The organism is Tateyamaria sp. (genome assembly GCF_039945315.1).
In the GTDB taxonomy this organism is placed as follows: Bacteria; Pseudomonadota; Alphaproteobacteria; order Rhodobacterales; family Rhodobacteraceae; genus Tateyamaria.
Genome location: NZ_JBDUXB010000019.1, coordinates 225,113 through 249,054, shown reverse-complemented (window position 1 = coordinate 249,054; position 23,942 = coordinate 225,113). Strand labels below are relative to the sequence as shown.

The following is a 23,942-nucleotide window of genomic DNA, read 5'->3' as shown; positions in this document are numbered from 1 at the left end:
CAGCCTGCCGTGTTGTGCCTTCATCCGCGCCGCGATCAATGGATGTAGAGAGAGAAGGTCTGGAAACTCTCTTTTTGTCCAAGACTATTGGTCCGTAATTTCCAGCCTTGCGGCAGCAAAATAGGTCCATAGGACCCATCCTTTCTTGCCCTGCCCTATCCCGCATCCGCGCGAGGGAACCTCGGCACTGTCGGCGATACAGCTGTGGCGAAAGCGACGGCAAAACCGTTGAAGTGCTAGGCTAAACGGGACGGCATTGGAAACTTAGAGTCGGGCCAATTATTCGGAAGGGCATCAACTTTGTGATCGATCGCCGAGACAATTAGTCGTTCATAATCACTCACAAAATGGTCGATCCCTGCATTAGGTTCGTTGGACGCCACCACAACCCGATGACCAAGGCACCGCAGTCCGGTGAACCTTAAACCGCGGCTGACGAGATCCTCTTTCCACGCCATGTTAAAGACGTGCCATTGAGGATGCGTCGTGGACCGCAGCGCGCCGGGCTCCAAGTAAGTCCGCTTAACGACTTGTGGAGAGGCCAATCCAATCGTCGGCACCTTGTAATGTGCACCCAGAATCTGCGCTGACGCCGCACCAAGTGAGTGACCAATAATGATGCTTGGTTTGCGATTTCCCAAAAACTGCTTCACACGTGCCGCATGCAACAGAAATCCTTTGTGAAACGCTTTCTTGGGCAAATTTGCTGTGACGATCTCATCAATGTCATTCATTTTGGGCAACCATCGAAACGGACGTAGATTGTATGCTGCATAATCCTTTTTGCCGCGCGATCCCGTAATCACCAAAATCTTGTCACTTGTAATCCCAGCGGCAACTTTTGCCCCTTTAGATGTCACGTCGCTGAGTAGGTCACCCTTTTGGCCACCTTTGATCAATTGTCGTGTTTCCTGCAGGAGTCTTGCGGCCTCCAAAAGGCTGTAAGAACGGAGTGCCATTTTCATATCCTCAAAGCGAACAAGGGAATTCACGTAATGCGATAGTATGCGGGTTGGCAGACAATGGTGTAAACCGAAAACAGGCTCACGCCGCTTAAACAACAAATGTCTGCGACAGGCTGAAAGCAGCCATTGTGCCTCACTCTGGCACCCCAACCGAACAGCGTTCGTCATCAGCACACCCCAATCCTGCTCCCTTCCATTGCAAAGACGCCTTCGCCTGATCTCAAGCGACTTCGCACGTCCCTCTCTCCCCTCCTCACCTCGCTCCTCATCGCAGGATCAGCGGCGTGTCTCTGGACAATTCCCGCACTTTGCCCGACAACGCAGGAGGGTCCAGATTGAGGAACGTCATGGCCATCTTTCCCACTCTCATAGCCGCAGGGCGAAACGCCCTCTTAGTATTCGGGCTCAAGGCCGCATGACCACGACTCTGTTCAAAAGCGCCAAGCTCATCGACCCCGAAGCGGGCACTGTTACTACTGGCGCCCTGCTTGTCCGCGACGGGAAGATTGCCGAAGTCTTTACGCAAAGCACTGATACAGATGAAGAAAAGTTGACAGCCGTCAACGTTGCTCAGGTCATCGACTGCAACCGCAAACACCTCGCCCCCGGCATCGTCGACATCGGGGTCAAGGTTTGCGAACCCGGTGAGCGTCACAAGGAAAGCTTTGGCTCGGCCGGTTTGGCCGCTGCCGCCGGAGGCGTCACCACTATGGTCACCCGCCCCGACACCGATCCAGTGATCGACAATCCCGAAGCCCTCGAATTCGTCATCCGCCGAGCTCGCGAAGCCGCGCCCGTCAATGTCCTTCCAATGGCCGCACTGACCAAAGGACGGGCGGGCCGCGAGATGACAGAGATCGGGTTTCTGCTGGATGCGGGCGCCGTCGCCTTCACCGATTGCGACCATGTTGTCGCCGATACCAAGGTGTTCGGTCGTGCGCTGACCTATGCCCACAGCCTTGGCGCATTGGTATTAGGGCATCCTCAGGATCCAGGGCTTTCGACTGGTGCCGCCGCGACCTCAGGCAAGTTCGCTAGTTTGCGGGGTCTCTCCGGCGTTTCGCCCATGGCCGAACGGATGGGGCTCGACCGTGACATCGCCATGATCGAAATGACCGGCGCAAAGTATCATGCAGATCAGATTACCACGGCGCGCGCGCTGCCCCCGCTGGAACGGGCCAAGCAGAATGGGTTCAACATCACTGCGGGAACGTCTATCCACCACCTCACACTGAATGCGCTGGATGTCGCGGACTACCGCACCTTCTTCAAGATCAAGCCGCCGCTGAGGGACGAAGAAGACCGCCTCGCCATCGCCGATGCGGTGGCCTCCGGTCTGATCGATGTAATCTCGTCCATGCACACCCCGCAAGACGAAGAAAGCAAACGCCTGCCCTTCGAGGCCGCGGCCTCCGGCGCTGTTGCGCTGGAAACTCTGCTTCCCGCAGCCATGCGCCTGTTCCACAGTGACCACATCACCCTGCCGCAGTTGTGGCGGGCAATGTCGCTGAACCCGGCCAGGCGGTTGGGGTTAGACTGCGGGCGCCTTGCACCCGGAGCCCCAGCAGACCTTGTCCTGTTTGACCCGCACGCACCCTTTGTAATGGATCGGGCCACACTGCAGTCCAAATCGCGCAACACCCCCTTTGACGGGGCGCGGATGCAGGGTAGGGTTCTCGCCACCTATGTGGCGGGCAAATCCGTCTATCAAAAACAATAAATATCAAAGGCTTGACGCATGCCGCTGATTGAAACCCCGACGACCATCCTGCTGCTCTGGGCCGTCATCGGCTATGTGCTTGGCTCCATACCGTTCGGTATGGTGCTGGCGCGCATCATGGGCCTTGGCAACCTGCGCGAGATCGGGTCCGGCAATATCGGGGCCACAAACGTCCTGCGTACAGGCAACAAACTTGCCGCTGCCCTCACCCTGCTGCTGGACGCGGCCAAGGGTGCGGCGGCGCTGCTGCTGGCGCGCTACGCCACCGGTGCAGAGGATGCCGCACAATTGGCGGGCCTGGCAGCGATGATCGGGCACTGCTATCCTGTCTGGCTGAAGTTTCAGGGCGGCAAAGGCGTCGCGACCTTTCTGGGCCTTCTTTTGGCACTGGCATGGCCTGTGGGAGTTGGCGCCTGCATCGCGTGGCTGATCGGAGCCGGCCTGTTCCGCATCTCGTCGATGGGAGCCCTGGTGGCAGCAGCGGCGTCGACCTTTCTGATGATGTTTCTGGGTCTGCCGGAGGGATTACTCCTTGGCGTGATCCTCACATTGCTGATCTTTTGGCGTCACCGCGCCAACATCGCAAGGATCAAGGCCGGCACTGAACCGAAGATCGGCCAAAAGAGCAAGTGACGCCCTTTGCGACCGCATTGCACGCTCTGCCTATGGGTACGTTTTCGGCGTGCTCGGCGGGGCGGCGGTACGTCGTGACGAAATCAGCATTCTCTGGCGGGCGCGCCATCAAGCTGGTGGCCGAGGAGTTGGGTGGTGCGGACTACATTAGCCACAACTGGTATGATCTGGCGTCTGGCGGCCTGCTGAAACCCTGCGAAATGCCAGAGGCGAAGGTTGTCGCGTTCTTGCTCGGATTGTCGATTGACCAAAGGCCATCGAATCTGACCGAACGTTCTTGGGATCGGCCCCTTCAGTCATAGCTGTAAGCTTGGAAAGCCCGTTCCAAATAACGTTTATCCCGACTAGGCACGGCCCCAGACACCAGCGCAGACATGGCTCATTCTTTTCAAAATCATCTCAAAGTCTCGGTAAATTCCGGCGCCCAGACCCGGGCAAACCAACCTCTGCTTAAACCTGCCCGAATACACACGCAGCTGTAGTCCAATTTTACGGATCAGGATCGTGAGCGGGATACTGCAGAAACAAAGTGCATGGGTCCCGGCAGGCAAAGCGCGCTAGCGCCTGAACATGCCCGACCCCGACCCAATGGTGCCACCCGCACAGCGGACCACGAATTTCGAGAGGAGAGTCTGATGGGCACAATGAACGACACGCTGGGCGGTCCCAGCGGCTTTGGCGAAAACAGTTTTAAGACAAGTGGAGTTGATGAAGCATCACCGTGGGGCGAGTTTGATGACAGCGCCGTCAAAGTCGACCTCACGCCGGTGTTTGGAGACGATGGCCTCAAGTTCTTTGGCGAGCAATATACCGAGATGTGGGTCAATTCGAATGGTCTTCTGACCTTTGAAAGTCCGAATACATCCTATCAACCCGAAGGTCTGAGTGGGTTGGATCAGCCCGCAATTGCGCCCTTTTGGTCGGATGTCGACATCGACAAAGGCGGCGACATACATTGGGATGTCGACCCGGATGCAGGCACGGTCACGATCACTTGGGAAGACGTCACCCCATACACCGGATCGACCGACACCAACTCGTTTCAGGTGGTGCTGAGTTCAGATGGCGGTTCGGACTTCAGTATCGAGTTCATTTATGAAGAGCTGTCCTGGGTCGATGGTGGGTTTGGTGTTGCAACCGCAGGCGTGACCGATGGCGGGATCGAGGATTTCGATGTGCCCGGCGTGGGGGATGCGGATGCTGTTGCAGGCTGGGTCGATGGCGTTCTTGGTGGCGGCAGCGAAGACGCAGGCATCTTTTCGATCAGCGTCACGGACGGCACGCCAAGCATGCCCATTGACGGCACCGCCCATGATGACGTTATCGGGGTGGGGTATGAGGACGCGGACGGCTCCGAGGTTTCAATCACCAACGATGAAATCAACGCGGGCGCCGGGCATGACCATGTCGATGGCGGGGCTGGGTCGGACACCATTTCGGGTGGAACGGGCAACGATATCCTGTCCGGCGGGACGACCGAGGCGATCGAATGGGTCACCGTAGAAGATCGCGGCAACGTCACCGGGGTCAGCGGATCGGATTACTTCTCTGTCGAGGCGGGTAGCAGGGACAAGGCGACCATCCGCCTGAATGCGTCATCGGGATCTGATGAAGGTGACGGCGAGGTCGACTATGTCCTGATTGAAACCACGAACGAGACCGGTCGGATCAACATATCTGACTTTGACATGGGCGTGGATCAGATTGTGCTGCAAGAGATGTATGACGGCATCTCGGTTGATACCCGCCCGAACTTCTTCGAGGTCACGATCACTTATGCAAACGGGAACGAGCAGGATTTTCGCATATATTCGAATGCTGACGCGTTTGACCCTGAGACTGTGTTCACCATCGATACGCCCACAGTTTACGTGGACGAGGATGTTCTGGATGGCGGCGATGATGCCGACACGTTTCTTGTCGGCGACGGATTTGGGTCGGACACGATCATCGGCGGTGAAGGTACCAGCACGGGGCTGGATGAGGACACGGTTGATGCTTCGGGGCTGACGGAGGGCGTGCACGTCACTTATGAGGCTGATGGTGCGGGTGCGTTGAGTGACGGCTCCGATACGCTGGTGTTCACCAAGATTGAGGCGCTGACCCTGACGGATGAGGCCGACGTCGTGGATGCATCCGCTGATAGTGCGGGCGTTACGGTTGTGGCCGGGGACGGCGGTGACACAGTTCAGGGCGGGGCAGGCGACGACCTGATCGATGGCGGCGCGGGCGACGACCTGTTGCGCAGTGGCATGGGCGAAGACACGTTGTTGGGTGGTGACGGCGCTGACACGCTGATGAACTCAATCGGCGACGACAGCCTAGACGGAGGTGCGGGTGACGACAGCATTGTCGCCACTGAAGGCGAGGATACGCTGCGCGGCGGTACTGGGTCGGACACCATGGAAGGTGGCGAAGACGCCGACACCTTCATCATCGAAGACGGGTTTGGCAACGACGTGATCACCGGCGGCGAGGGCGTAACAGACCCCGGCGATCGGGATTACGACACCATTGATCTGAGCGCCCTGAGCGGCCCAGTTACTGTCACATATACCGGCGACGAGGCCGGTACGATCACAGATGGCTCCGACACTATCACTTTCGGCGAGGTTGAGCGGCTGATCCTGACCGACGCAGCTGACGTTGTAGATGCAAGCGACGACAGTGCGGGCGTCGACATCCTTATGGGCGACGGGGATGACTCGATCCTTGGTGGAAGCGGCGATGATACTGTGACCGCCGGGACGGGAGACGACACCATTACCGGTGGCGCGGGCGATGATACGTTCACCTACTCCGTCGGTGACGGTGCGGACACGATCACTGACTTCAACACAGGCAACTCGGGCGCCTTGCGTGATGGGGACATCACCAACAACGACTTTGTCGATCTGTCTGGCTTCTATGACAGCATCAGCGAAGTGCGCTGCGATTTTGACGATGACGGCGTATTGAACCAGTCCAATTCGACCGACTATGGGGGCACCGTTGACTATTCCGACAACGATCAGATGCAGTCAGGCGATGGAATCACGCTCAGCGGTGCGGACCGGTCAAGCCTGACCACGGACAACACGGGTGTTATGTGCTTTACCACCGGTACCCGGATCCTGACACCAGCGGGGCCGGTCGCTATCGAAACCCTGCGCCCCGGCGATTTGGTGGTGACGCGCGACAATGGCCCTCTACCTCTGCTGTGGAGCGGCGCGCGACGGATTGACCGCGCGACTCTGGAGGTCGCCCCGCATCTGCGTCCCATCCTGATCGCGCCGCAGATCATCGGCGCCCAGACACACCTGATCGTGTCGCCCCAACATGGCATGTTGCTGCGTGACGCGAGCGGAGAAGAACGCCTGTTCCGCGCCAAACATCTTGCGCAGATGCAGGGTGGGCAGGCCCGGTTTCTGAACGGGTGCCGGTCAGTGACCTATATCCACTTGCTTTTTGAAACGCACCAAATCGTATTTGCGAACGGAGCGCCGGCCGAGAGCTTTTATCCCGGTCCAATGGCCTTGAATGCTCTGACCACTGCCGCAAATGCTGAGGTCCTAGGGCTATTGCCTGACCTTGCCCAAGAGCGTGCCCATCAAACATATGGACCCACCGCTCGCATTTTTGCACGGCGCCGCACTCTACCTGCGCATGTGCAGGCACTGTCCGCCGCTGCCTGAATAGATTGTGCCAAGTGCGGTCGGGACCGGAGAGCATTCGACCCAGCGCAATGGCAGGCGAGCCCCATCAGCCAACACTCAACCGGCTACCCATTGCGTGGATCAACGTCCGCCGCCACGACATCGCACAAAAACCGTCACAGTCGCGCCTCAAAGCACACCCATAACGTGCATGAACAGCCAATGGCGACAGGACGAGGGCAGTACCACCATGGGTTTCTTTGAAGCGATCAACTCGGTTTTTGCAGGTTATTTCAAGTTTTCAGGCCGCGCGACGCGCCCGGAATTCTGGTGGTTTTTCCTGTTTGAAATCCTCGTGGGCGGCGCCGCCTTTGCGATCGACGCCTATCTTGTCGTCAGTACTCTCAACGCTGCGGCCTGGAACGAGACGGCATTACTCGCATTGAGCCCGCTCGACTTTATGCTGACGTACTACATGCTGATCACGTTCTTTCCCCGCATGGCCGTGACGATACGTCGTTTGCACGATGTCGGCCTGTCGGGGTTCTTTTACCTGATGTATTTCGTGCCGTTCGTAGGTGGCTTGATCGTATTCGTTCTGACGCTACTGCCGTCAGAGGCGGACACCAACATTCACGGCCCCGGTCCGTTTCAACGTGGTGGCGGCATGCCCTCACCCACCCCGAGTATGGGTGGCGGTGGCGGCATTGCACCAAAGCGCAAGCATGACCCGATGCAGGGCTATGCCGTGCTCGACAAGATCAAGGAAGAACCGACGCCCGAGATGCTGGCCGCACGCAAGGCCGAGGTGCGCGCCCTCTACGAGCAGCGCGTGCTGGGCAAGACACCGGTCGTCGCCGAGTAGTTCGTTAGTACGAATAGGCCCCGAACACGCGCGTGACGTCACCGTCCCAGTCGTTGTGGTAATGCGCGATCAGCTCATCCGCCAGCGTTTGGCCGGACTCGACGCTTGCCTCAAGTTCGTTGAGAAAGTGGGTTTCGTCCGGGATCAAGCCTGCGGCTCCGGGCTGCGCGCGCGATACCAGACCCGCACGAGAGATCGCAACCGCCTCGCGAGCCAGATCCAACATCTTGACCCCGTTCGCCTCGCCCTGCAGCCCATCGACTGACGCGGCAACACGCAGGCCTTCACGCGTTTCTGCGTCGAACCCTTTGACCAGATCCCATGCCGCATCAAGCGACGTCTGATCATACATCAGGCCGACCCAGAACGCGGGCAACGCGCAAAGTCTCCGCCACGGACCGCCGTCTGCACCGCGCATCTCAATGAATTTTTTCACCCGCGCCTCGGGAAAAGCCGTCGTCATGTGATCGGCCCAGTCGCTGAGCGTCGGGGTTTCACCTGGCAATGCGGGCAGTTTCCCGGCCATAAAATCGCGAAAGGACATGCCCAGCGCGTCAATGTATTTGCCATCGCGGTAAACAAAGTACATCGGCACATCGAGCGCGTATTGCACCCAACGTTCGAACCCAAAATCTTCGTCGAACACAAACGGAACCATGCCTGTGCGCGCCGGGTCCAGATCCCGCCAAACACGGCTGCGCCAGGATTTGTGCCCGTTTAGCTTCCCCTCAAAAAACGGAGAACTTGCGAACAGCGCGGTCGCCACAGGTTGCAACGCGATGGCGACGCGCATTTTTTGCACCATGTCGGCTTCGGTCGCGAAATCAAGGTTCACTTGCACCGTGCAGGTCCGCCGCATCATGGTCCGTCCCATGGTGCCGACGCGGCCCATATAGGCGTCCATCAGCTTGTAGCGGCCCTTGGGCATCAATGGCATGTCTTCATGGAGCCAGTGCGGTGCGGCTCCGAGACCGATAAAGCCGGCTCCAAGACTTTCACAAACGTCCTTAACCTCGCTGAGGTGTTGGTTCACCTCGTCACAGGTCTCATGGATCGTCTCAAGTGGTGCCCCGGCCAGTTCCAGCGCGCCACCGGGTTCGAGGCTGATATTGCACATCCCCTTTTCGAGCCCGGTGAGTTTGCCGCCTTCGCGCAACTCGCTCCATCCATGTCGGTCGCGCAAGCCGCCAAGGATCGCCTCGATGGATCGTGGCCCCTCGAAGGGCAGTGGTTTCAGAGTGTCGGTGCAATAGCCAAACTTTTCGTGCTCGGTGCCGATGCGCCAGTCTGCTTTTGGCTTGCAGCCGCTTTCCATGAAACCGGCAAGTTGGTCGTGGTGTTCGATGGGCCCACCGCCGGACTGAGGAATGGACATGGGGCGTGCTCCACAAATGCCTGAAAGTCGAACCTAAGGGATGGTGCGAATTGGCCGGGGTGTCAATGTATGGGGACAGTGCGCTGGGTCACGAGATGTTGCGCATATCCGCGCAGCACATGTGTGCATTTCGGTAAGGCGGACGTGTCGTCCAACCCGCCTGCCCTCAGGCGCGCCCAAGCGGTTGCATCTGCGCAAGGCCTGGAGCACTGCGTTGCCAGATCACCACCGGCTTTGCGGGCGCTGCGCGCATTTGCGACAGCATGTGCTCAGTCTTGAGCCCCGGCAGGCTTGCAAACGCGTCAAACAGAGCATCCGCTCCATCTGCATCAATCGGGATCATAAGTGCGGGCTGCCCCTGCTGCTCCAACCGCCAGTGCGCAGGCCGTTGCGCCCCGTCCAGTGTCAGTCGCGCCATCTCCCGCAGAGCAACGGCGCCGCCTGTGAGTGGCCCAAAATAGGTCACCTGCCCTTCGTCCACCTGCACCGTGCCAAGGCCTCCGCCCGCAGAGCGAAAGCGACCGCGTTGCAGCCCCACCATGATCAACGCACCTGCCCCGACCAGCAGCACCGGCGCGAGATAGCCCAAGAGCCCGCCCGGTCCGGCCAGCCACCACAGAGCGAGAACAGCCAAGGCTATGCCAAAAAGCACTTCACGCCAGCGCCATAGTGCCGCCGTGGCTTCGGGTCGGAAGAACGTCATTTGAACCACTTTCTTAGATACATGTTGCAAACATAGGCATTCGAGTCCCGTCTGAGCAGTCCCTTTTGCTGCGCAAGGCAAAAAATCCACTTTTTCCATTGGAAATCAAAGGACAAAGCGACGCGCCTAGTTGGTATGCGGACATCGCCCGACAGATGGAGATCTGACAGCGCCGCCACCCGCCTTTACTGGTCTAATCCAGAGCACCGACCACACGCGGAGTGGTTAAAAGTGCCACGCGGTACTCTCCCACGTGTTGGAAACCCAGCGCCTCGTAGGCCCTCGCGGCAACTGCGTTGTGGGCAAAAAGCACCGATTGCGTCACCCCTTGGGCTCTGCACTGCCGAAGCAACCCCGCTGTGGCGCGCCGTGCATAGCCGTTTCCGCGCATCCCATCGGGCGTAAAGACGCCGCCCACTTGCACGATATCAGGCAGGCGGGCGTTGATCCCGGCCATGGCGAGCGGCGTGCCGTTCTCTTCAAGGATCACCACATCATCGCTGCCTATGGCGGCACCTGCGCGCGCTTTGGCCCACTCTGTCGGTCCATCACCCGGCTCTGCCTGCCCGGTGTCCAACGCATAGGTCGTGAACCACGCCTCAAGCAACGCCCGGTCTGTTTCGGCGGGTGTGCGCACTTTCCCGGGCACGTCTGCCAAGTCCGCCAGAGTCAGGTGGTATAGAGGCTCGTCCGCCAACACCGCCCACGGCCCAAGCGTCTGTCCGGTCGCGGAAAGGCAGGCCGCCACCTGAATGGGTCGACCCGTCATGCCAGCAACTGTCCGCCCTTTGATTGCGGCGGCAAATGCATCCCAGTCTTCGGGCGGCGCGTCCGGGGCTTGCGCCATAAGGTAGCCGCCATTGCTGATCCCGAAAATGCCGGTGATCTCTAGTCCTTCTGTCGTCAGAAAGAAGGTCGTGCCATGCGGGTGCGTGTGTTCGTCAGTGCCATGCGCGGCAAGGTTGCTGCGCAAGAACATGGATGTGGCCGCGTATTGCGCCAGAAACACTTCCATCGCCTCTGCGTCCTGAGGCATAGCGCGCCGCAGGCCGGTCATTGCCAATCCCCAAGTTGGCGTTGCCACAGGGTCATTGCAGCAACCGCGGCTGTGTCCGCGCGCAATATGCGCGGCCCGAGGGCGACGGCGTGGGCAGATTCCAGCGCATGCAGTCGGGCGCGTTCCTTGTCCGAAAAACCGCCCTCCGGACCAATCAGGATCGCCCAAGGCCCCGGAATATCCGGCAAGGCCAAGCGGTCCTCGGACCCAGCCAAACCCTCGTCACAGAACATCAGAGCACGATCACCCAGATCGGCCAATGCACGATCCAGTTTGATCATCTCTGCCACTTGCGGAACGTATGTCCCACCGCATTGTTCGGCAGCCTCAACCGCGTGGGCTTGGAGCCGGTCACGCTGAACCCGGCCTGCATTGGTGAAATCCGTTTGCACCGGCACAATCCGCTGCGCGCCCATTTCAGCGGCTTTTTCCACGATGAAGTCGGTGCGCGCCTTCTTGATCGGGGCAAAGAGCAGCCAAAGGTCAGGCGGCATCTGCAAGGCCCGTGTCTGTGCGACACATGTGAGCACACCGCCACGCTTGCCCGCCTCGGTCACATCCGCGTGCCATTCGCCATCTTGCCCGTTGAACAGGGCCACCGCCCCCCCGACGGCCAACCGCATTACCCCGAACAAGTAGTGCGCCTGCTCCCGCGACAACGGCACGGATTGCCCCTGCCCCAAAGGGTGCTCTACATAAAGGCGGATTTTCGGCGTAACCATAAGGCCTTCATATGACCAACACGTCCCCTGTACCAGATGGTCAGGTTGCTGACGCGGAAGACCGCAACTGGGTGGACCTTTATGCCCCGGCTTCAACGCGCCCCTACTTGCGCCTATCGCGCGCAGATCGCCCCATTGGCACGTGGCTGTTGTTGCTGCCGTGTTGGTGGGGACTGGCCCTTGCCATCATCCACGACCAGCAGATGGGTTGGCAAGACGCATGGATCGCCATTGGCTGTGCATCGGGCGCGTGGCTGATGCGTGGGGCGGGATGCACGTGGAACGACATTACAGACCGCGACTTTGACGGGCAGGTCGAACGCACGCGGTCGCGGCCCATCCCTGCGGGTCAGGTCAGTGTCAAAGGGGCCGTGGTTTGGATGTGCGTGCAGTCACTGTTGGCGTTTGGCATCCTGCTGACGTTCCATGTGAACGCAATCCTCTTGGGTATCCTCGCCCTGCTGCCAGTCGCCGTCTACCCCTTTGCCAAAAGGTTTACGTGGTGGCCACAAGTATTCCTTGGGCTTGCATTCAACTGGGGCGCTCTGCTCGCATGGACGGCCCATACCGGCGCGCTGGAGGCTCCGGCCGTCGTTCTGTACCTCGCAGGAATCGCCTGGACGCTATTTTACGACACTATCTATGCCCACCAGGACACCGAGGATGACGCGCTGATCGGGGTTAAATCCACCGCGCGGCTGTTTGGAGATCGGACTGCTGCGTGGTTGCGACGTTTTCTGATGGCCACTGTAGGCCTCATGGGAATTGCAGTAATCTTTGCCGCCATTGATGATGCATCGGTCATGGCCATGGTTCTTGCCCTTGGGGGGCCATGGGCGATGGGCTGGCACATGGCGTGGCAACTGCGCGGGCTTGATATCGAAAACCCCGGCAAATGCCTGCAACTCTTCCGGTCCAATCGAGACACCGGCATCATCCCGCTGTTGTTTTTCTGCGCAGCCCTCTTCGTGTGATTGAAACGCGCGCCCGACAGGCTTAAATCTGTCGGGCACGTCCCCAAGCAAAGGCCCGCAAATGCGCCTCTCCTCGCTGCTCACTATTGTCGGCACCTTTTTTGTCGCGGCACTTTTGTCGCTGATTGCGGCGAACATGTCCGTGAAACTGATCGAGGAAAGCTCGGAAATCGGCGTGCGCCAAGCGCTGGATGAACGCGAACTGACATGGGCCGAGGTTCAGGCGGACGGTCTTCAAGTCACTCTGGCCGGGACCGCACCAACCGAGGCGGTGCGCTTTGCCGCCCTTTCCGCTGCTGGCACGGTGGTCGATGCGGCCCGGGTGATCGACGATATGGAGGTCGAGGCCGCCGCTGCCATCGCACCCCCGCGCTTTTCCGCCGAAATTCTGCGCAACGATGCCGGCCTGTCGATCATCGGGCTGTTGCCGACCTCAACAGACCGAGAAGCTTTGTTGGGTCGAGTGCGCGGCATCAGCGCTCGCCTGCCGGTTACGGACTTGCTTGAGGCGGCAGATTACCCCGCGCCGCAGGGATGGGAAGACGCCATTGGGTTTGCCCTGACCGCGATGGAACAACTGCCCCGCGCCAAAGTGTCGGTTGAAGCTGGGCGCGTCACCATCACCGCCATCACCGACAGTATTGAAGAAAAAGAACGGCTTGAACGCAGTCTGCAACGCGCCAGCCCGCCGGGGCTGCAGGTGGCGATGGATGTGGCTGCCCCGCGGCCCGTGATCACGCCCTTTACCCTACGGCTGGTTAAGGACGAAACCAGCACCCGTTTTGACGCCTGCTCAGCAGACACGGAGTCCACCCGCGAGCGCATCATCGCCGCCGCCGAAGCCGCCGGGCTGCAAGGCAGCGCAAAATGCACCGTCGGCATGGGCGTCCCCAGCCCAAACTGGGGCCGTGCCGTGGGGCAAGCGATATCGGCCTTGAATGAATTGGGTGCTGGCTCGGTCACATTTTCGGATGCGGATGTGACCCTTGTGGCTGCCGAGGGCACCGCCCAAGGCGAATTCGACCGGGTGATCGGTGAACTGGAAAACCGCCTGCCGGCCGTCTTTTCTCTGACAGCGGTTCTGCCTGAGACAGTGGATCCAAACCAGGGACCGCCAGAATTTGTCGCGACACTCAGTCCAGAGGGCCTTGTGCAACTGCGTGGGCGGTTGTCGGATGAGAACCTGCGCAACGTGACCGACAGCTATGCCAAGGCCGCCTTTGGCTCTGACAACGTCTATACCGCGACGCGCCTTGTTGACGATCTACCAACCACTTGGCCCGTGCGCGTTCTGACCGGGCTTGAGGCGCTGGCGCAACTTTCCAACGGGGCGGTGACCGTGACACCCGAAACGCTGGTCGTGGCTGGAAACACCGGCAACCCCGAAGCGAGCACGAACATTGCCTCTCTTTTGGCCTCAAAACTGGGGGATACTACGACATTCGACATCCGCGTAGTTTACAAGGAAAAGCTGGATCCCGTGGACGCTATCCCCACACCAGATCAATGTGAGGCCGAAATTGCTGAAATTGTGGCAGTCTCCAAGATCACCTTCGAACCCGGCAATGCGACAATTGACGCCAGTGCTCTTGGTACGATGGACGACATCGCCGAAATCCTGAAACTGTGCGGCAGCATCCCGTTGGAGATACAGGGGCACACCGATAGTCAGGGGCGCGAAGAGATGAACCTGAACCTCAGTCAGACTCGGGCGCAATCGGTTTTGAACGAACTGCGCGCACGCCGCGTGTTGACGGCGTCATTTAATGCCGTGGGCTACGGCGAAACCGTCCCAATCGCCGACAATGACAGCGAAGAGGGGCGCGAGGCCAACCGGCGTATCGAATTCAAATTGATCCGCCCGAAACCCAGCCTGCCCGAGGGCGAAACAACGCTGGAATCTGTGGCCAGTTCGGGCGATACAGAAGTCCCGAGTGAAGACGAGTCAGGACAGAGTGATGAGTAGAGCCGAGTTTGTCATTGCGACAGCCATCGTTCTGTTCGTGGCTTTTTGTCTGGGCTGGTTTGCCAACTGGCTGATCCACCGCTTTACCCGCGTTGCAGCAGGCGATGTGGCCGAACTGGATCGGATGAGCCAGGAGTTACACGAAGCCGAAGAGACTCGGGATCAGGCGATCACCTACCTGCAACAGCGTGAAGCGGAACTGACCAACCAGCTTGCACAGACCGAAGCCGAATTGCGTGCAGCAATGGACGGATTGCGCGACGCGCGCCACGAAGCAGAAGAGCTTCGCGCATGGATCGAACGGCAGCAAGCCAGCTGAGGCGCCGGGCCGGACGATACGTCTGCCTAACAAGACAAACGGCACCCATCAAATCAACGTCTCTGATTTGAAAAACCCTAGGGGAGTCGCACAGAGACGGGGGTAAAGCCACCTCGCCCTGTTGTCGGTAAAATGGCGTTGCGCGCAGCGCGTCCCTTAGATCACGCTACCACCGTTTCAGCGCGTCTTCGTCTGCATCTTTGGCAGCGACCCATTCCGCGCCCTCTGACGTCAACTCCCGTTTCCAGAACGGCGCTCGGGATTTGAGGTAGTCCATCAGGAACTCCGCCGCCTCGAACGCATCCTTTCGGTGCGGAGCGGCGGTGGCAACCATCATAATCATCTCGTGTGGCGCCAACGGGCCGTGGCGGTGAATGACCAGTGCATCTTCCAACGCCCAGCGTGTGACAGCTTCCTGAGCGATATCCGCAAGCGCGGCTTCTGTCATGCCCGGGTAGTGCTCGATCTCCATGGCCTCAAGCCCGCCTGCCACATCGCGCACAATGCCGGTGAAGGTCACGATGGCACCCGACTCCTTGCAGTTCTTGGTAAACAGAGTCGCCTCGGCCCCCAGATCAAAGGGGGCCTCTTGCACAACGATACGCACGCCCCTCTACCCCCCTGTCATTGGCGGAAAGAATGCCACTTCGCGCACGCCTTTCAGAGGGGCGTCGAATTCGGACAACTCTTGATCCACCGCCACACGCAACGCTGAAATATCTGCAAAAGCAGCTGCATAGCGATCCTCTCGGGTCCGCAATTCTTCCACAAGCTCCATCACAGTGGCCGCATCACTGGACACTGTTTCGCGCGGCAGACCGATGCGCTCGCGCACCCAGGCAAAATAGAGGACATCCATCGCAATTATCCTTTCAGGTATGGCGTCGCTTTGCGGAAATAATCCCACCCAGTGATCAGGGTCAAAAGGGCTGCAATCCACAAAAGCCACAAACCAACGCGTCCCGCCCACTGCGCGCCCGCCAGTTTCCAACCCAGACCGTGCAGATCCGGCTCGTCCCCGTTCAGGATGGCGGACACCATCGTCTCGTCCATGCCCCATATGGACATGCCAAAGTAATGTTCAAAGACGCCTTGGGAAAACAAAACGGCTATAGCGACCATCTGCAGCGTCGTCTTCCACTTGGCCAATTGGGTCACCTTCAGAGTGCCTGCCGTATCACCCAGAAACTCGCGCAAGCCTGACACAAACACCTCGCGAAACAGGATCATCGTGGCGGGCAAGACCAGCCATGGGGACCACGAGGAAAAGGCCACGATCACCATTAGTGCGATCACCACCATCGCCTTGTCCGCGATCGGATCCAACATTGTACCCAGCCGCGTCTGCTGGCCCCAGGCGCGGGCCAGATAGCCATCAAACCAATCTGTAATGGCCGCCCCAACAAACAGGACCACGGCAAAAATGTCTGCATAGGGCCGCGTGAAATAAAGGAACATCACGGCCACTAGCGGGGCCGCGAGCAAGCGCAAAACGGTGAGGATATTCGGAATGGTCCACGTCATAGGCTACCTCTACCGCGTTCCGCAAAGCGCAGGAAGAGGGTGCAGGAATACGAGCGCCTTACGAGCAGGTTCAGGTGTCATGGAAAAAGTCATAAACCTTCTGCGCGAGCCCCTCGGAAACTCCCTCAACCGCCTTAAGGTCGGCCAGGTTTGCACGCCCCACCGCCTTGGCTGAGCCGAAATGCGCCAGCAGCGCGCGTTTTCGTGCAGCACCTACACCCGGAATGTCATCCAGCGGGTTCTTCATATTGGACTTTGCGCGCTTGGCGCGGTGCGTGCCAATTGCAAAGCGGTGCGCCTCGTCCCGCATCCGCTGCACGAAGTACAAAACCGGATCGTTGTGGCGCAGCGCAAACGGACGTTTGCCGGTACGGTAGAATTCTTCTTTACCTGCATCGCGGTCCACGCCTTTGGCGACGCCTACCATCGGGATGTCTTCCACGCCGTGCTCGGCCATGATCTCGCGCACCGCACTCACCTGCCCGGCCCCGCCGTCAATCAGCAAGAGGTCGGGCCACATACCTTTTTCGCGGTCCGGATCCTCGTTCAGTAGTCGTTTGAAGCGACGGTGCAGAACCTCTTTCATCATGCCAAAGTCATCACCGGGCGTCAGATCGTCGCCCTTGATGTTGAACTTGCGGTAGTTGTTTTTCATGAAGCCTTCCGGGCCAGCCACGATCATCGCGCCCACCGCATTGGTGCCCTGAATATGCGAGTTGTCATAGACCTCAATCCGCTCCGGTGGTGCCGACAGATCAAACGCGTCTGCCAACCCTTTCAGCAGCTTCGTCTGTGTCGCGCTTTCGGTCATTTTTCGGGCCAGACTTTCGCGGGCGTTGCGCAGGGCGCTGTCCACCAGTTCCAGCTTTTCACCGCGTTTCGGCACGAGCAATTCCACCTTGCGGCCCAGCTTGCCACTGAGTGCCTCGGCCATCAGGTCAGGGTTCTCAATCTCATTGGACAGGATCAACTGTCGGGGCGGTTCCTTGGTGTCATAGAACTGGCCTAGAAACGCCTCGAGCACCTCAGCGGCGTCCACATCTGCACCCACACGGGGGTAAAAGTCGCGGTTGCCCCAGTTCTGGCCCGCTCGGATGAAAAACACCTGCACGCAGGCCTGTCCTTGTTCCAGATGCAGCGCCACGATGTCGGCCTCATCCACATTGCGCGGGTTGATGCCCTGAGCGCTCTGCACCTGCGTCATTGCGCGGATACGGTCGCGCAGGGCAGCAGCGCGTTCGAACTCCATCTCTTCGGAGGCCTTCTGCATTTGCCCGGCCAGCTCTGCCTGAATGTCCGTGCTGCGGCCTGACAAAAAGCGTTCTGCGTCCTTGACCGTCTTGGCATAGTCTTCTTCAGAGATCAGCCCAACACATGGCCCCGAACACCGCTTAATTTGGTATTGCAGGCAGGGCCGTGTGCGGGTCGAGAACATCGAATCCGAACAATTGCGCAGCAGGAACACGCGCTGCAACTGATTCAGTGTCCGGTTGACTGCGCCTGCACTGGCGAAGGGGCCGTAATATGCACCCTTTTCCTTTTTTGCGCCGCGATGCTTTTTGATCATGGCAAAAGGGTGATCGCCGGTGACCAGAATGTTGGGAAAGCTCTTGTCGTCGCGCAACAGCACGTTGAACTTGGGCTTGAGCTGCTTGATTAGGTTTTGTTCAAGCAGCAACGCTTCAGTCTCTGTCCGTGTGGTCAGGAACATCATAGAGGCAGTCATCGAGATCATGCGGGTGATACGCGGGCTGTGCCCTGCGGGCCGGGCATAGTTCGAGACACGTGCGCGCAGATTACGCGCCTTGCCGACATACAAGACTCGGCTTTCCCGGTCGAGCATGCGATACACACCGGGTGAAGAATCGAGCGTTTTGAGGTAGCCTTGTACCACCTCATGGCCCACTGGCGCGGGCGGCTCTACTTTGGGCTGTTGGGTATCGGGCTTTTGGTCCATTCGATTCGGCATTCGCTGCAATGATTGACGTGCGGTTTCAAGCTATCTTGCATCCACGGATACTGTGGATAAGTCTGGAGACAAGTTCTGAGCCTTCGCAATTTTTTGTTGTTTTTTGGGCGCTTCTCCGATCTGCCTATTTTTTGAGCAGCATATTAAGTCATTGATCTCAATCAATTTAATTTTAAAGCCTTGTCAAGTGCTTGAACTTAAAGACAATTTTGTAACGCGTTTGCAACGCTTTTGTAACGAAGATTAAGCCGGTGCAAAACTTGTCCGCAAGTTAGCTATTCCACCCCCACAACGTCCGGGGTTTCCCACGCCAGATGCTGACCGCCATCCACGCACAAAAGCTGTCCAGTAATCCCCGGCGCGTCGAGGAAGTATCCGAGCGCTGCGACGATATCAGCAGGATTTGATCCCCGCTCAAGCACGGTCGCGGCGCGTTGAGCGGCGAAGTGTTCCGCGCTTTGCCGTCCTCCTTGCAGGGTGGGTCCCGGGCCAACCGCGTTGACGCGGATCGCTGGGGCCAACGCACGTGCACTGGTTTGGGTCAGTGCCCACAATCCCATTTTGGCCAGCGTGTAGGTCATGAACTCTGGCGTGAGTTTACGCACCCGCTGATCGACCATGTTGAGGATCAGCCCCGCAGCGACGGGTTCGCCCATATCGTCGCGGGTCGGATCCAATCCTTGGGCGGCCATGGCTTGGGTCAGCACAAAAGGCGCGCGCAGGTTGCTGTCCATGTGGCGATCCCAGGACGCTCGTGTCGCGGTTTCAACTGTGTCGTGTTCAAAGATCGAGGCATTGTTGATGAGGCACGTAATTGGCCCGCCAAGGGCCTCAACGGCGCGCCCAAACAGGCCTTGGGTTGCGCCTTCGTCCAGTAGATCGGCCTGCAATGCAACACCGTGTTGCCCCTTGGCGTTGATCTGTGCGACCGTTTCTAGCGCCCCTTTGTCCGAACTGGCGTAGTGCACGGCCACATCATAGCCGCGACTGGCCAGATAGACCGCCATGGCCTGCCCCAAACGGTGCCCGGCCCCTGTCACAAGTGCGCGCATCCTCGCACCCTCCCTCTGCTTTGATCTCAGATCAGTACTATGACCAGATAGGTCACATAAAGGGCTGACAACACCACCCCCCACGTCCGCGTGATATCGCGTCTCACGTAAACAAATGGCACCAGCAGGATCGACGCCCCAAGCATGACCCACAGATCGAACGTCAAAAAGGCGCGATCAACCGGGATCGGCCCCACAAGGGACGCAATTCCGATGATGGCCAGCAGGTTGAACATGTTCGACCCGATCACGTTGCCCAGCGCGACGTCTGCCTGACGCCGCAAGGCCGCCATAACGGTAGTGGCCAGTTCCGGCAGCGACGTGCCGACGGCCACCAGTGTCAGGCCGATGACCGTGTCGCTGACGCCGTAGGTCTTGGCGATGATACTGGCGTTTTCGACCAGCAGGCTTGCGCCCAATGGCAGACCGATCAGACCGAGGACCAGAAAGACGGCGATGCGCCAACCGGGCAAATCGGGATCGACACCCTCAATCTCTTCTTCGTCAACCGCACCAGCGGCACAGGCGGATCGGTGCCCCATCGCCTCTTTGGCCTGATCAAACAGGACAAAGGCTAGCGCTGCGAGCAACACAATCGCCGAGATCCAGTCGAACACTCCGCGAAAGGCAAGGGCAATAAACAGGATCGAGGCCGCGATCATGTAGTTATAGGTCTTGCGCGTCTCGCATTCGGACGTGTGCATGGTCGCCAGTAAGGCCGGAATACCGAGCACCAAAAGGATATTGGCGGTGTTTGATCCTACAACATTACCCATGGCGATGCCGGGGGCGTCGTCCAGTATCGCTTCGATTGCGATAAGCAGTTCGGGGGCTGACGTGCCAAAGGCCACAATGGTCAGACTCACGATCAACGCGGGAACGCCAAGGCGCAGGGACAAGTTCACTGCCCCTTTGACCAACGAGTCCCCAGCCAGCAGCAGGATCAACAGACCCAACCCGCTTAACAGCCAAGGAAGCATTTCATGCATCAGGATTTACCCCGACCGCAGGCACACGGGCCTTTGCCAATACGGTAGCGTCCGCATTCGCACTTGGCCTTGGTTAGTCGCTTTCCCCCCAGCCAATGCAATTTCCCGAACATGGCCAGCACACCCATGAAGACCAGAAACAGTATCACGATCTTCGAGAGCATAAATTACAGTCCAAACTGGGCGAAGGCTGCCCGTTCTTCGACCGAAGCAATTGCATCGTCAACCATTTGGGTTCCGAAACGCGCCAGAAACGGTTTGCGCACCCCGTAGCGGCGGAACCGAACCTTTTCGCCGAACCGCTCTTTGAGAAACGGTTTGATATGGCCGATCCCGTCAATCAGGCCCAAGGTTTGAGCCTTCTTGGCCAGCCACACTTCGCCAGTGAACAACTCGGTCTCGCTGTCCAGTTTGCCCGCGCGCCGCGCACTCACATGGTCGATGAAATTGGCGTGGATGTCGTTCAGCAACCCTTTGAGCCGCTCGACATCTTCCGGCTTTTCCGGACGGAACGGATCCAGCATAGATTTGGATTTGCCGGCCGTGTAAACCCTCCGCTCAATCCCCTGACGGGCGAGCAGTTCATGTGCACCGAACCCTGCTGAAATCACCCCGATCGAACCAACAATCGAGCTTTCGTCAGCGTAAATTTCGTCCGCAGCCGCAGCCAGCCAATAGCCCCCAGAGGCGGCCACGTCTTCGACAAAGGCTATCACGGGGATTTCTTTTTCCTCGGCCAGACGACGGATGCGCGCGCCGATCAGCGAGGATTGTACGGGGCTGCCACCGGGCGAATTCACTTCTAGCGCGACTGCGGCAGGTTTGCCCTTTGAGAACGCTTTTTCGATGACTGGGCCAAGGCTTGCATCATTAAGCGTTCCGCGCCCGCCACCTGCAATGACTCCCTGGAGCCGGATCACTGCCACAGTGGGGTTGGACTTCATGAAGGGGATAATTCGTTTCATCATGCCCCATGTAGAATGCTGCATAGGTGCAAACAAGGTCGCACAGCAAACGAGTTGCGCACCGCGCCCTTATTGTCGAATGCGCCACCCGGTTTTGAAGATAAAGGCCACGACCCCGAGACAGGCGGCGGTAAATGCTCCGATCGCCAGCAGCGACAGCCCAATGGGCACATCCGCCACCCCAAAGAACGCCCAGCGAAAGCCCGAGATCAGATAAACCACCGGATTGAACATCGAAATTGTCTGCCAGACCGGCGGCAACATTGAGATTGAGTAGAAAGACCCACCAAGGAATACCAGCGGCGTGATGACCAACAGCGGGATCAGTTGTAATTGTTCGAAGTTTCCAGCCCAGATGCCGATGATAAAACCGAACAGCGCAAAGCTGACGCAGGTCAGAACCAGAAAGGCCAGCATAGCCATTGGGTGCGCAATCTGAAGATCAACAAAGAAGAAAGAGGTGATCAGGATGATGATCCCGATAAACATGGACTTAGTTGCCGCAGCCCCCGCATAGCCGATGACGATCTCAAGGAAGTTCAGCGGGGCAGAGAGCAACTCATTAAATGTGCCAATAAACTTCGGGAAATAAATGCCAAAGGACGCGTTCGAGATCGCCTGGGTCATCACCGTCAGCATGATCAGGCCGGGCACGATGAACGCGCCATAGCTGACGCCTTCAACCTCATCGATGCGGCTACCGATGGCGGCTCCGAATACAACGAAATACAGCGACGCGGACAACACTGGTGAGATGAAAGATTGCGCCAGCGTGCGGAAAAAGCGCGCCATTTCGTTGCGATAGATGGCGGCAATGGCAGTCCCGTTCATTGGTCCCCCTCCCCTTTCTCGCTGACAAGAGTGACAAAGATGTCTTCGAGGCTGGATTGCCGCGTGACCACATCGCGTAACGACAGGCCCGCATCTGCGACGTCCTTGAGCAGTCTGGTGATCCCGGTGCGCTCGCTCTTGGTGTCGTAGCTGTAGATCAGGGTGTTTCCGCCGTCCCCCAGCGCCAGGTCATAGCCCGACAGCGCGTCAGGAATTACGTCAAGCTGCGCCGTCAATTGCACCTCTAGCTGCTTCTTACCCATACGGGCCATCAACTTGTCCTTGTCCTCAACCAACAGGATTTCACCCTTGTTGATGACGCCGACCCGATCGGCGATGGCTTCGGCTTCTTCGATGTAATGTGTTGTCAAAACTGTAGTCACGCCATCTGCACGCAACTGTTCGACGATGCCCCACATGTCCTTGCGCAGCTCCACGTCGACGCCGGCGGTGGGTTCGTCCAGAAACAACACGCGCGGTTCGTGGGCCAGCGCCTTGGCAATCAGCACACGCCGTTTCATGCCGCCCGACAATTCGAGAATCTGCGCGTTGCGTTTGTCCCAGAGAGACAGCCGTTTCAGCACGTCTTCGACAACGCCGTCCATTCGCGGCTTGCCAAACAGGCCGCGCGAGAACCTTACCGAGTTGATGACTTTTTCGAATTGTTCCAGCGCGATTTCCTGCGGGACAAGTCCGATCATGCTGCGCGCTGCGCGAAAGCCTGAAATGATGTCGTGCCCGGCCACGGTAACCGTCCCCGAGGTGGGCATAGTGATCCCACAGATTGTCGAAATCAGTGTTGTCTTGCCTGCACCATTCGGTCCCAAAAGGGCGATGATCTCGCCCTCTTCGATGTCAAGCGACACGTCTTTGAGAGCCTCAAAGCCACCCTTGTAGGATTTGCGCAGGTTCTTGATGCTCAGGATAGTCGGCATGGGGCCCTCTTCACCGCGAATGGCGCAGGGTTAACGCGCACAGGCGCCCATCGCCAGCGCATACGCGCACAAACGGATGTGCGAGGCGTTCAGGTCTTGCCAGTCAGTCGGCCCAACCACCCCTTCTTCTGCTCACCTTCTGCGGCGTCTGGTTCGGCAGGTCCTTCAAGGGTTTCTTGAAGGTTGGTGAAAAACTGATCCGCCATTTTCTTGGCAAAGCCGTCGATGATGCGGCTGCCTAGTTGAGCCAGCTTGCCGCCAACTTTGGCTTCGACGTCGTAACTGAGCGCGGTGCCGCCGTCGACGGCCTCCATACGCACTTCGGCCCCGCCCTTGGCAAAGCCTGCGGCACCACCCTTGCCCTCGCCCGTGATGGTGAGGCTTTGGTTTTCGATCATATCAGACAGGGTCACCTGCCCTTTGAACGTCGCCTTTACGGGGCCGACTTTCTGAGTGACCGAGGCTTCAAACCCATCCTCGGGGCTGCCCGTGACTTCGGTGGCGCCCGGCACGCAGGCCTTCAACACCTCGGGGTTGAGCAAGGCGGCATAGACCTCAGCCGGCGTAGCTGCGATCTGGCGGGTGTCGGACATTTGCATTTTAGGGCACTCCCTCAGGGGTCATGATGTTTGAGAGCCAGCATAGCGCAGGGAAGCAGGACTCACCACGTCGGAATACGCCCCTTTTTTTCGTCCGATGTCGCGCCTGAGACAGAGTTGCCCATCACGCATAATACGGCTGGA

Annotated in this window: 23 protein-coding genes; 8 read left to right on the top strand and 15 right to left on the bottom strand. The window is 58.8% G+C overall.

Translation table 11 applies throughout. The features are described from left to right. Positions 1-236: 236 nt before the first annotated feature. Entirely contained in the window at positions 237-965 is a 729-nt protein-coding gene (locus tag ABJD00_RS06155; protein WP_413848954.1) for a hypothetical protein, read from the bottom strand. A gap of 415 nt (positions 966-1,380) precedes the next feature. Between ABJD00_RS06155 and pyrC the strand changes: the two genes are divergently transcribed. The 5 genes from pyrC to ABJD00_RS06130 all read left to right on the top strand — a co-directional run bounded on the left by pyrC (position 1,381) and on the right by ABJD00_RS06130 (position 7,818). Further along, entirely contained in the window at positions 1,381-2,685 is a 1,305-nt protein-coding gene (gene pyrC / locus ABJD00_RS06150) for a dihydroorotase (protein WP_413835151.1), read from the top strand. 18 nt (positions 2,686-2,703) lie between these two features. Further along, positions 2,704-3,318 (top strand): glycerol-3-phosphate 1-O-acyltransferase PlsY, encoded by a 615-nt coding sequence (plsY, locus tag ABJD00_RS06145; protein WP_413835153.1) that lies wholly within the window; start codon positions 2,704-2,706, stop codon positions 3,316-3,318. A gap of 74 nt (positions 3,319-3,392) precedes the next feature. Then, positions 3,393-3,620 carry a hypothetical protein gene (locus ABJD00_RS06140; protein WP_413835156.1) on the top strand — a complete coding sequence of 76 codons (228 nt, stop codon included), beginning with the start codon at positions 3,393-3,395 and terminating at the stop codon, positions 3,618-3,620. 333 nt (positions 3,621-3,953) lie between these two features. After that, positions 3,954-6,992 carry a Hint domain-containing protein gene (locus ABJD00_RS06135; RefSeq protein WP_413835158.1) on the top strand — a complete coding sequence of 1,013 codons (3,039 nt, stop codon included), beginning with the start codon at positions 3,954-3,956 and terminating at the stop codon, positions 6,990-6,992. Between the two features lie 211 nt (positions 6,993-7,203). Continuing rightward, positions 7,204-7,818, top strand: a complete 615-nt coding sequence (locus ABJD00_RS06130; protein WP_413835161.1) for a DUF805 domain-containing protein — start codon at positions 7,204-7,206, stop codon at positions 7,816-7,818. A 4-nt stretch (positions 7,819-7,822) separates the two neighbouring features. Here the strand turns inward: ABJD00_RS06130 and ABJD00_RS06125 are convergent, their stop codons facing one another. From ABJD00_RS06125 to ABJD00_RS06110, 4 genes are all read right to left on the bottom strand, one after another. Continuing rightward, complete coding sequence (locus ABJD00_RS06125) at positions 7,823-9,193, bottom strand: glutamate--cysteine ligase (RefSeq protein WP_413835163.1); 1,371 nt, start codon at positions 9,191-9,193, stop codon at positions 7,823-7,825. A gap of 166 nt (positions 9,194-9,359) precedes the next feature. Next, entirely contained in the window at positions 9,360-9,896 is a 537-nt protein-coding gene (locus ABJD00_RS06120; RefSeq protein WP_413835165.1) for a hypothetical protein, read from the bottom strand. Positions 9,897-10,089: 193 nt separating this feature from the next. Then, positions 10,090-10,953 carry a GNAT family N-acetyltransferase gene (locus ABJD00_RS06115; protein WP_413835168.1) on the bottom strand — a complete coding sequence of 288 codons (864 nt, stop codon included), beginning with the start codon at positions 10,951-10,953 and terminating at the stop codon, positions 10,090-10,092. After that, positions 10,950-11,675 carry a 16S rRNA (uracil(1498)-N(3))-methyltransferase gene (locus ABJD00_RS06110; RefSeq protein WP_413835170.1) on the bottom strand — a complete coding sequence of 242 codons (726 nt, stop codon included), beginning with the start codon at positions 11,673-11,675 and terminating at the stop codon, positions 10,950-10,952. The genes ABJD00_RS06115 and ABJD00_RS06110 overlap by 4 nt, the downstream gene beginning before the upstream one ends. 11 nt (positions 11,676-11,686) lie before the next feature. On the opposite strand from ABJD00_RS06110, the gene ubiA reads away from it, so the two are divergent. From ubiA to ABJD00_RS06095, 3 genes are all read left to right on the top strand, one after another. Further along, on the top strand, positions 11,687-12,649 hold the full coding sequence (ubiA, locus tag ABJD00_RS06105; RefSeq protein WP_413835173.1) for a 4-hydroxybenzoate octaprenyltransferase: 963 nt from the start codon (positions 11,687-11,689) through the stop codon (positions 12,647-12,649). A gap of 61 nt (positions 12,650-12,710) precedes the next feature. After that, complete coding sequence (locus tag ABJD00_RS06100) at positions 12,711-14,615, top strand: OmpA family protein (protein ID WP_413835176.1); 1,905 nt, start codon at positions 12,711-12,713, stop codon at positions 14,613-14,615. Next, a complete protein-coding gene (locus ABJD00_RS06095; RefSeq protein WP_407592104.1) occupies positions 14,608-14,934 on the top strand; it encodes a hypothetical protein in 327 nt (108 codons plus the stop codon). Before ABJD00_RS06100 ends, ABJD00_RS06095 begins: the two co-directional genes overlap by 8 nt. A 166-nt stretch (positions 14,935-15,100) precedes the next feature. Here the strand turns inward: ABJD00_RS06095 and ABJD00_RS06090 are convergent, their stop codons facing one another. The 10 genes from ABJD00_RS06090 to ABJD00_RS06045 form a co-directional block, all read right to left on the bottom strand. Continuing rightward, positions 15,101-15,541, bottom strand: a complete 441-nt coding sequence (locus ABJD00_RS06090; RefSeq protein ID WP_413835180.1) for a molybdenum cofactor biosynthesis protein MoaE — start codon at positions 15,539-15,541, stop codon at positions 15,101-15,103. Positions 15,542-15,547: 6 nt separating this feature from the next. Then, positions 15,548-15,793, bottom strand: coding sequence for a molybdopterin converting factor subunit 1 (moaD, locus tag ABJD00_RS06085; protein ID WP_413835183.1), 246 nt, complete (start codon positions 15,791-15,793; stop codon positions 15,548-15,550). Between the two features lie 5 nt (positions 15,794-15,798). Further along, entirely contained in the window at positions 15,799-16,458 is a 660-nt protein-coding gene (gene pgsA / locus ABJD00_RS06080) for a CDP-diacylglycerol--glycerol-3-phosphate 3-phosphatidyltransferase (RefSeq protein ID WP_413835185.1), read from the bottom strand. Positions 16,459-16,528: 70 nt separating this feature from the next. Next, complete coding sequence (uvrC, locus tag ABJD00_RS06075) at positions 16,529-18,415, bottom strand: excinuclease ABC subunit UvrC (RefSeq protein WP_413835187.1); 1,887 nt, start codon at positions 18,413-18,415, stop codon at positions 16,529-16,531. A gap of 287 nt (positions 18,416-18,702) precedes the next feature. Next, positions 18,703-19,509, bottom strand: coding sequence for an SDR family oxidoreductase (locus ABJD00_RS06070; RefSeq protein ID WP_413835654.1), 807 nt, complete (start codon positions 19,507-19,509; stop codon positions 18,703-18,705). After that, entirely contained in the window at positions 19,506-20,459 is a 954-nt protein-coding gene (locus tag ABJD00_RS06065; RefSeq protein ID WP_413835657.1) for a calcium/sodium antiporter, read from the bottom strand. Before ABJD00_RS06065 ends, ABJD00_RS06070 begins: the two co-directional genes overlap by 4 nt. Before the next feature lie 176 nt (positions 20,460-20,635). Then, complete coding sequence (locus tag ABJD00_RS06060; RefSeq protein ID WP_413835189.1) at positions 20,636-21,433, bottom strand: S49 family peptidase; 798 nt, start codon at positions 21,431-21,433, stop codon at positions 20,636-20,638. Between the two features lie 69 nt (positions 21,434-21,502). Continuing rightward, on the bottom strand, positions 21,503-22,264 hold the full coding sequence (locus ABJD00_RS06055; RefSeq protein WP_413835191.1) for an ABC transporter permease: 762 nt from the start codon (positions 22,262-22,264) through the stop codon (positions 21,503-21,505). After that, the gene (locus ABJD00_RS06050) at positions 22,261-23,199 is read right to left on the bottom strand and encodes an ABC transporter ATP-binding protein (protein ID WP_413835194.1); all 939 of its coding nucleotides are present in this window, start codon (positions 23,197-23,199) and stop codon (positions 22,261-22,263) included. The genes ABJD00_RS06055 and ABJD00_RS06050 overlap by 4 nt, the downstream gene beginning before the upstream one ends. A gap of 89 nt (positions 23,200-23,288) precedes the next feature. Beyond that, a complete protein-coding gene (locus tag ABJD00_RS06045; protein ID WP_413835196.1) occupies positions 23,289-23,798 on the bottom strand; it encodes a CoxG family protein in 510 nt (169 codons plus the stop codon). Between the last annotated feature and the right edge of the window lie 144 nt (positions 23,799-23,942).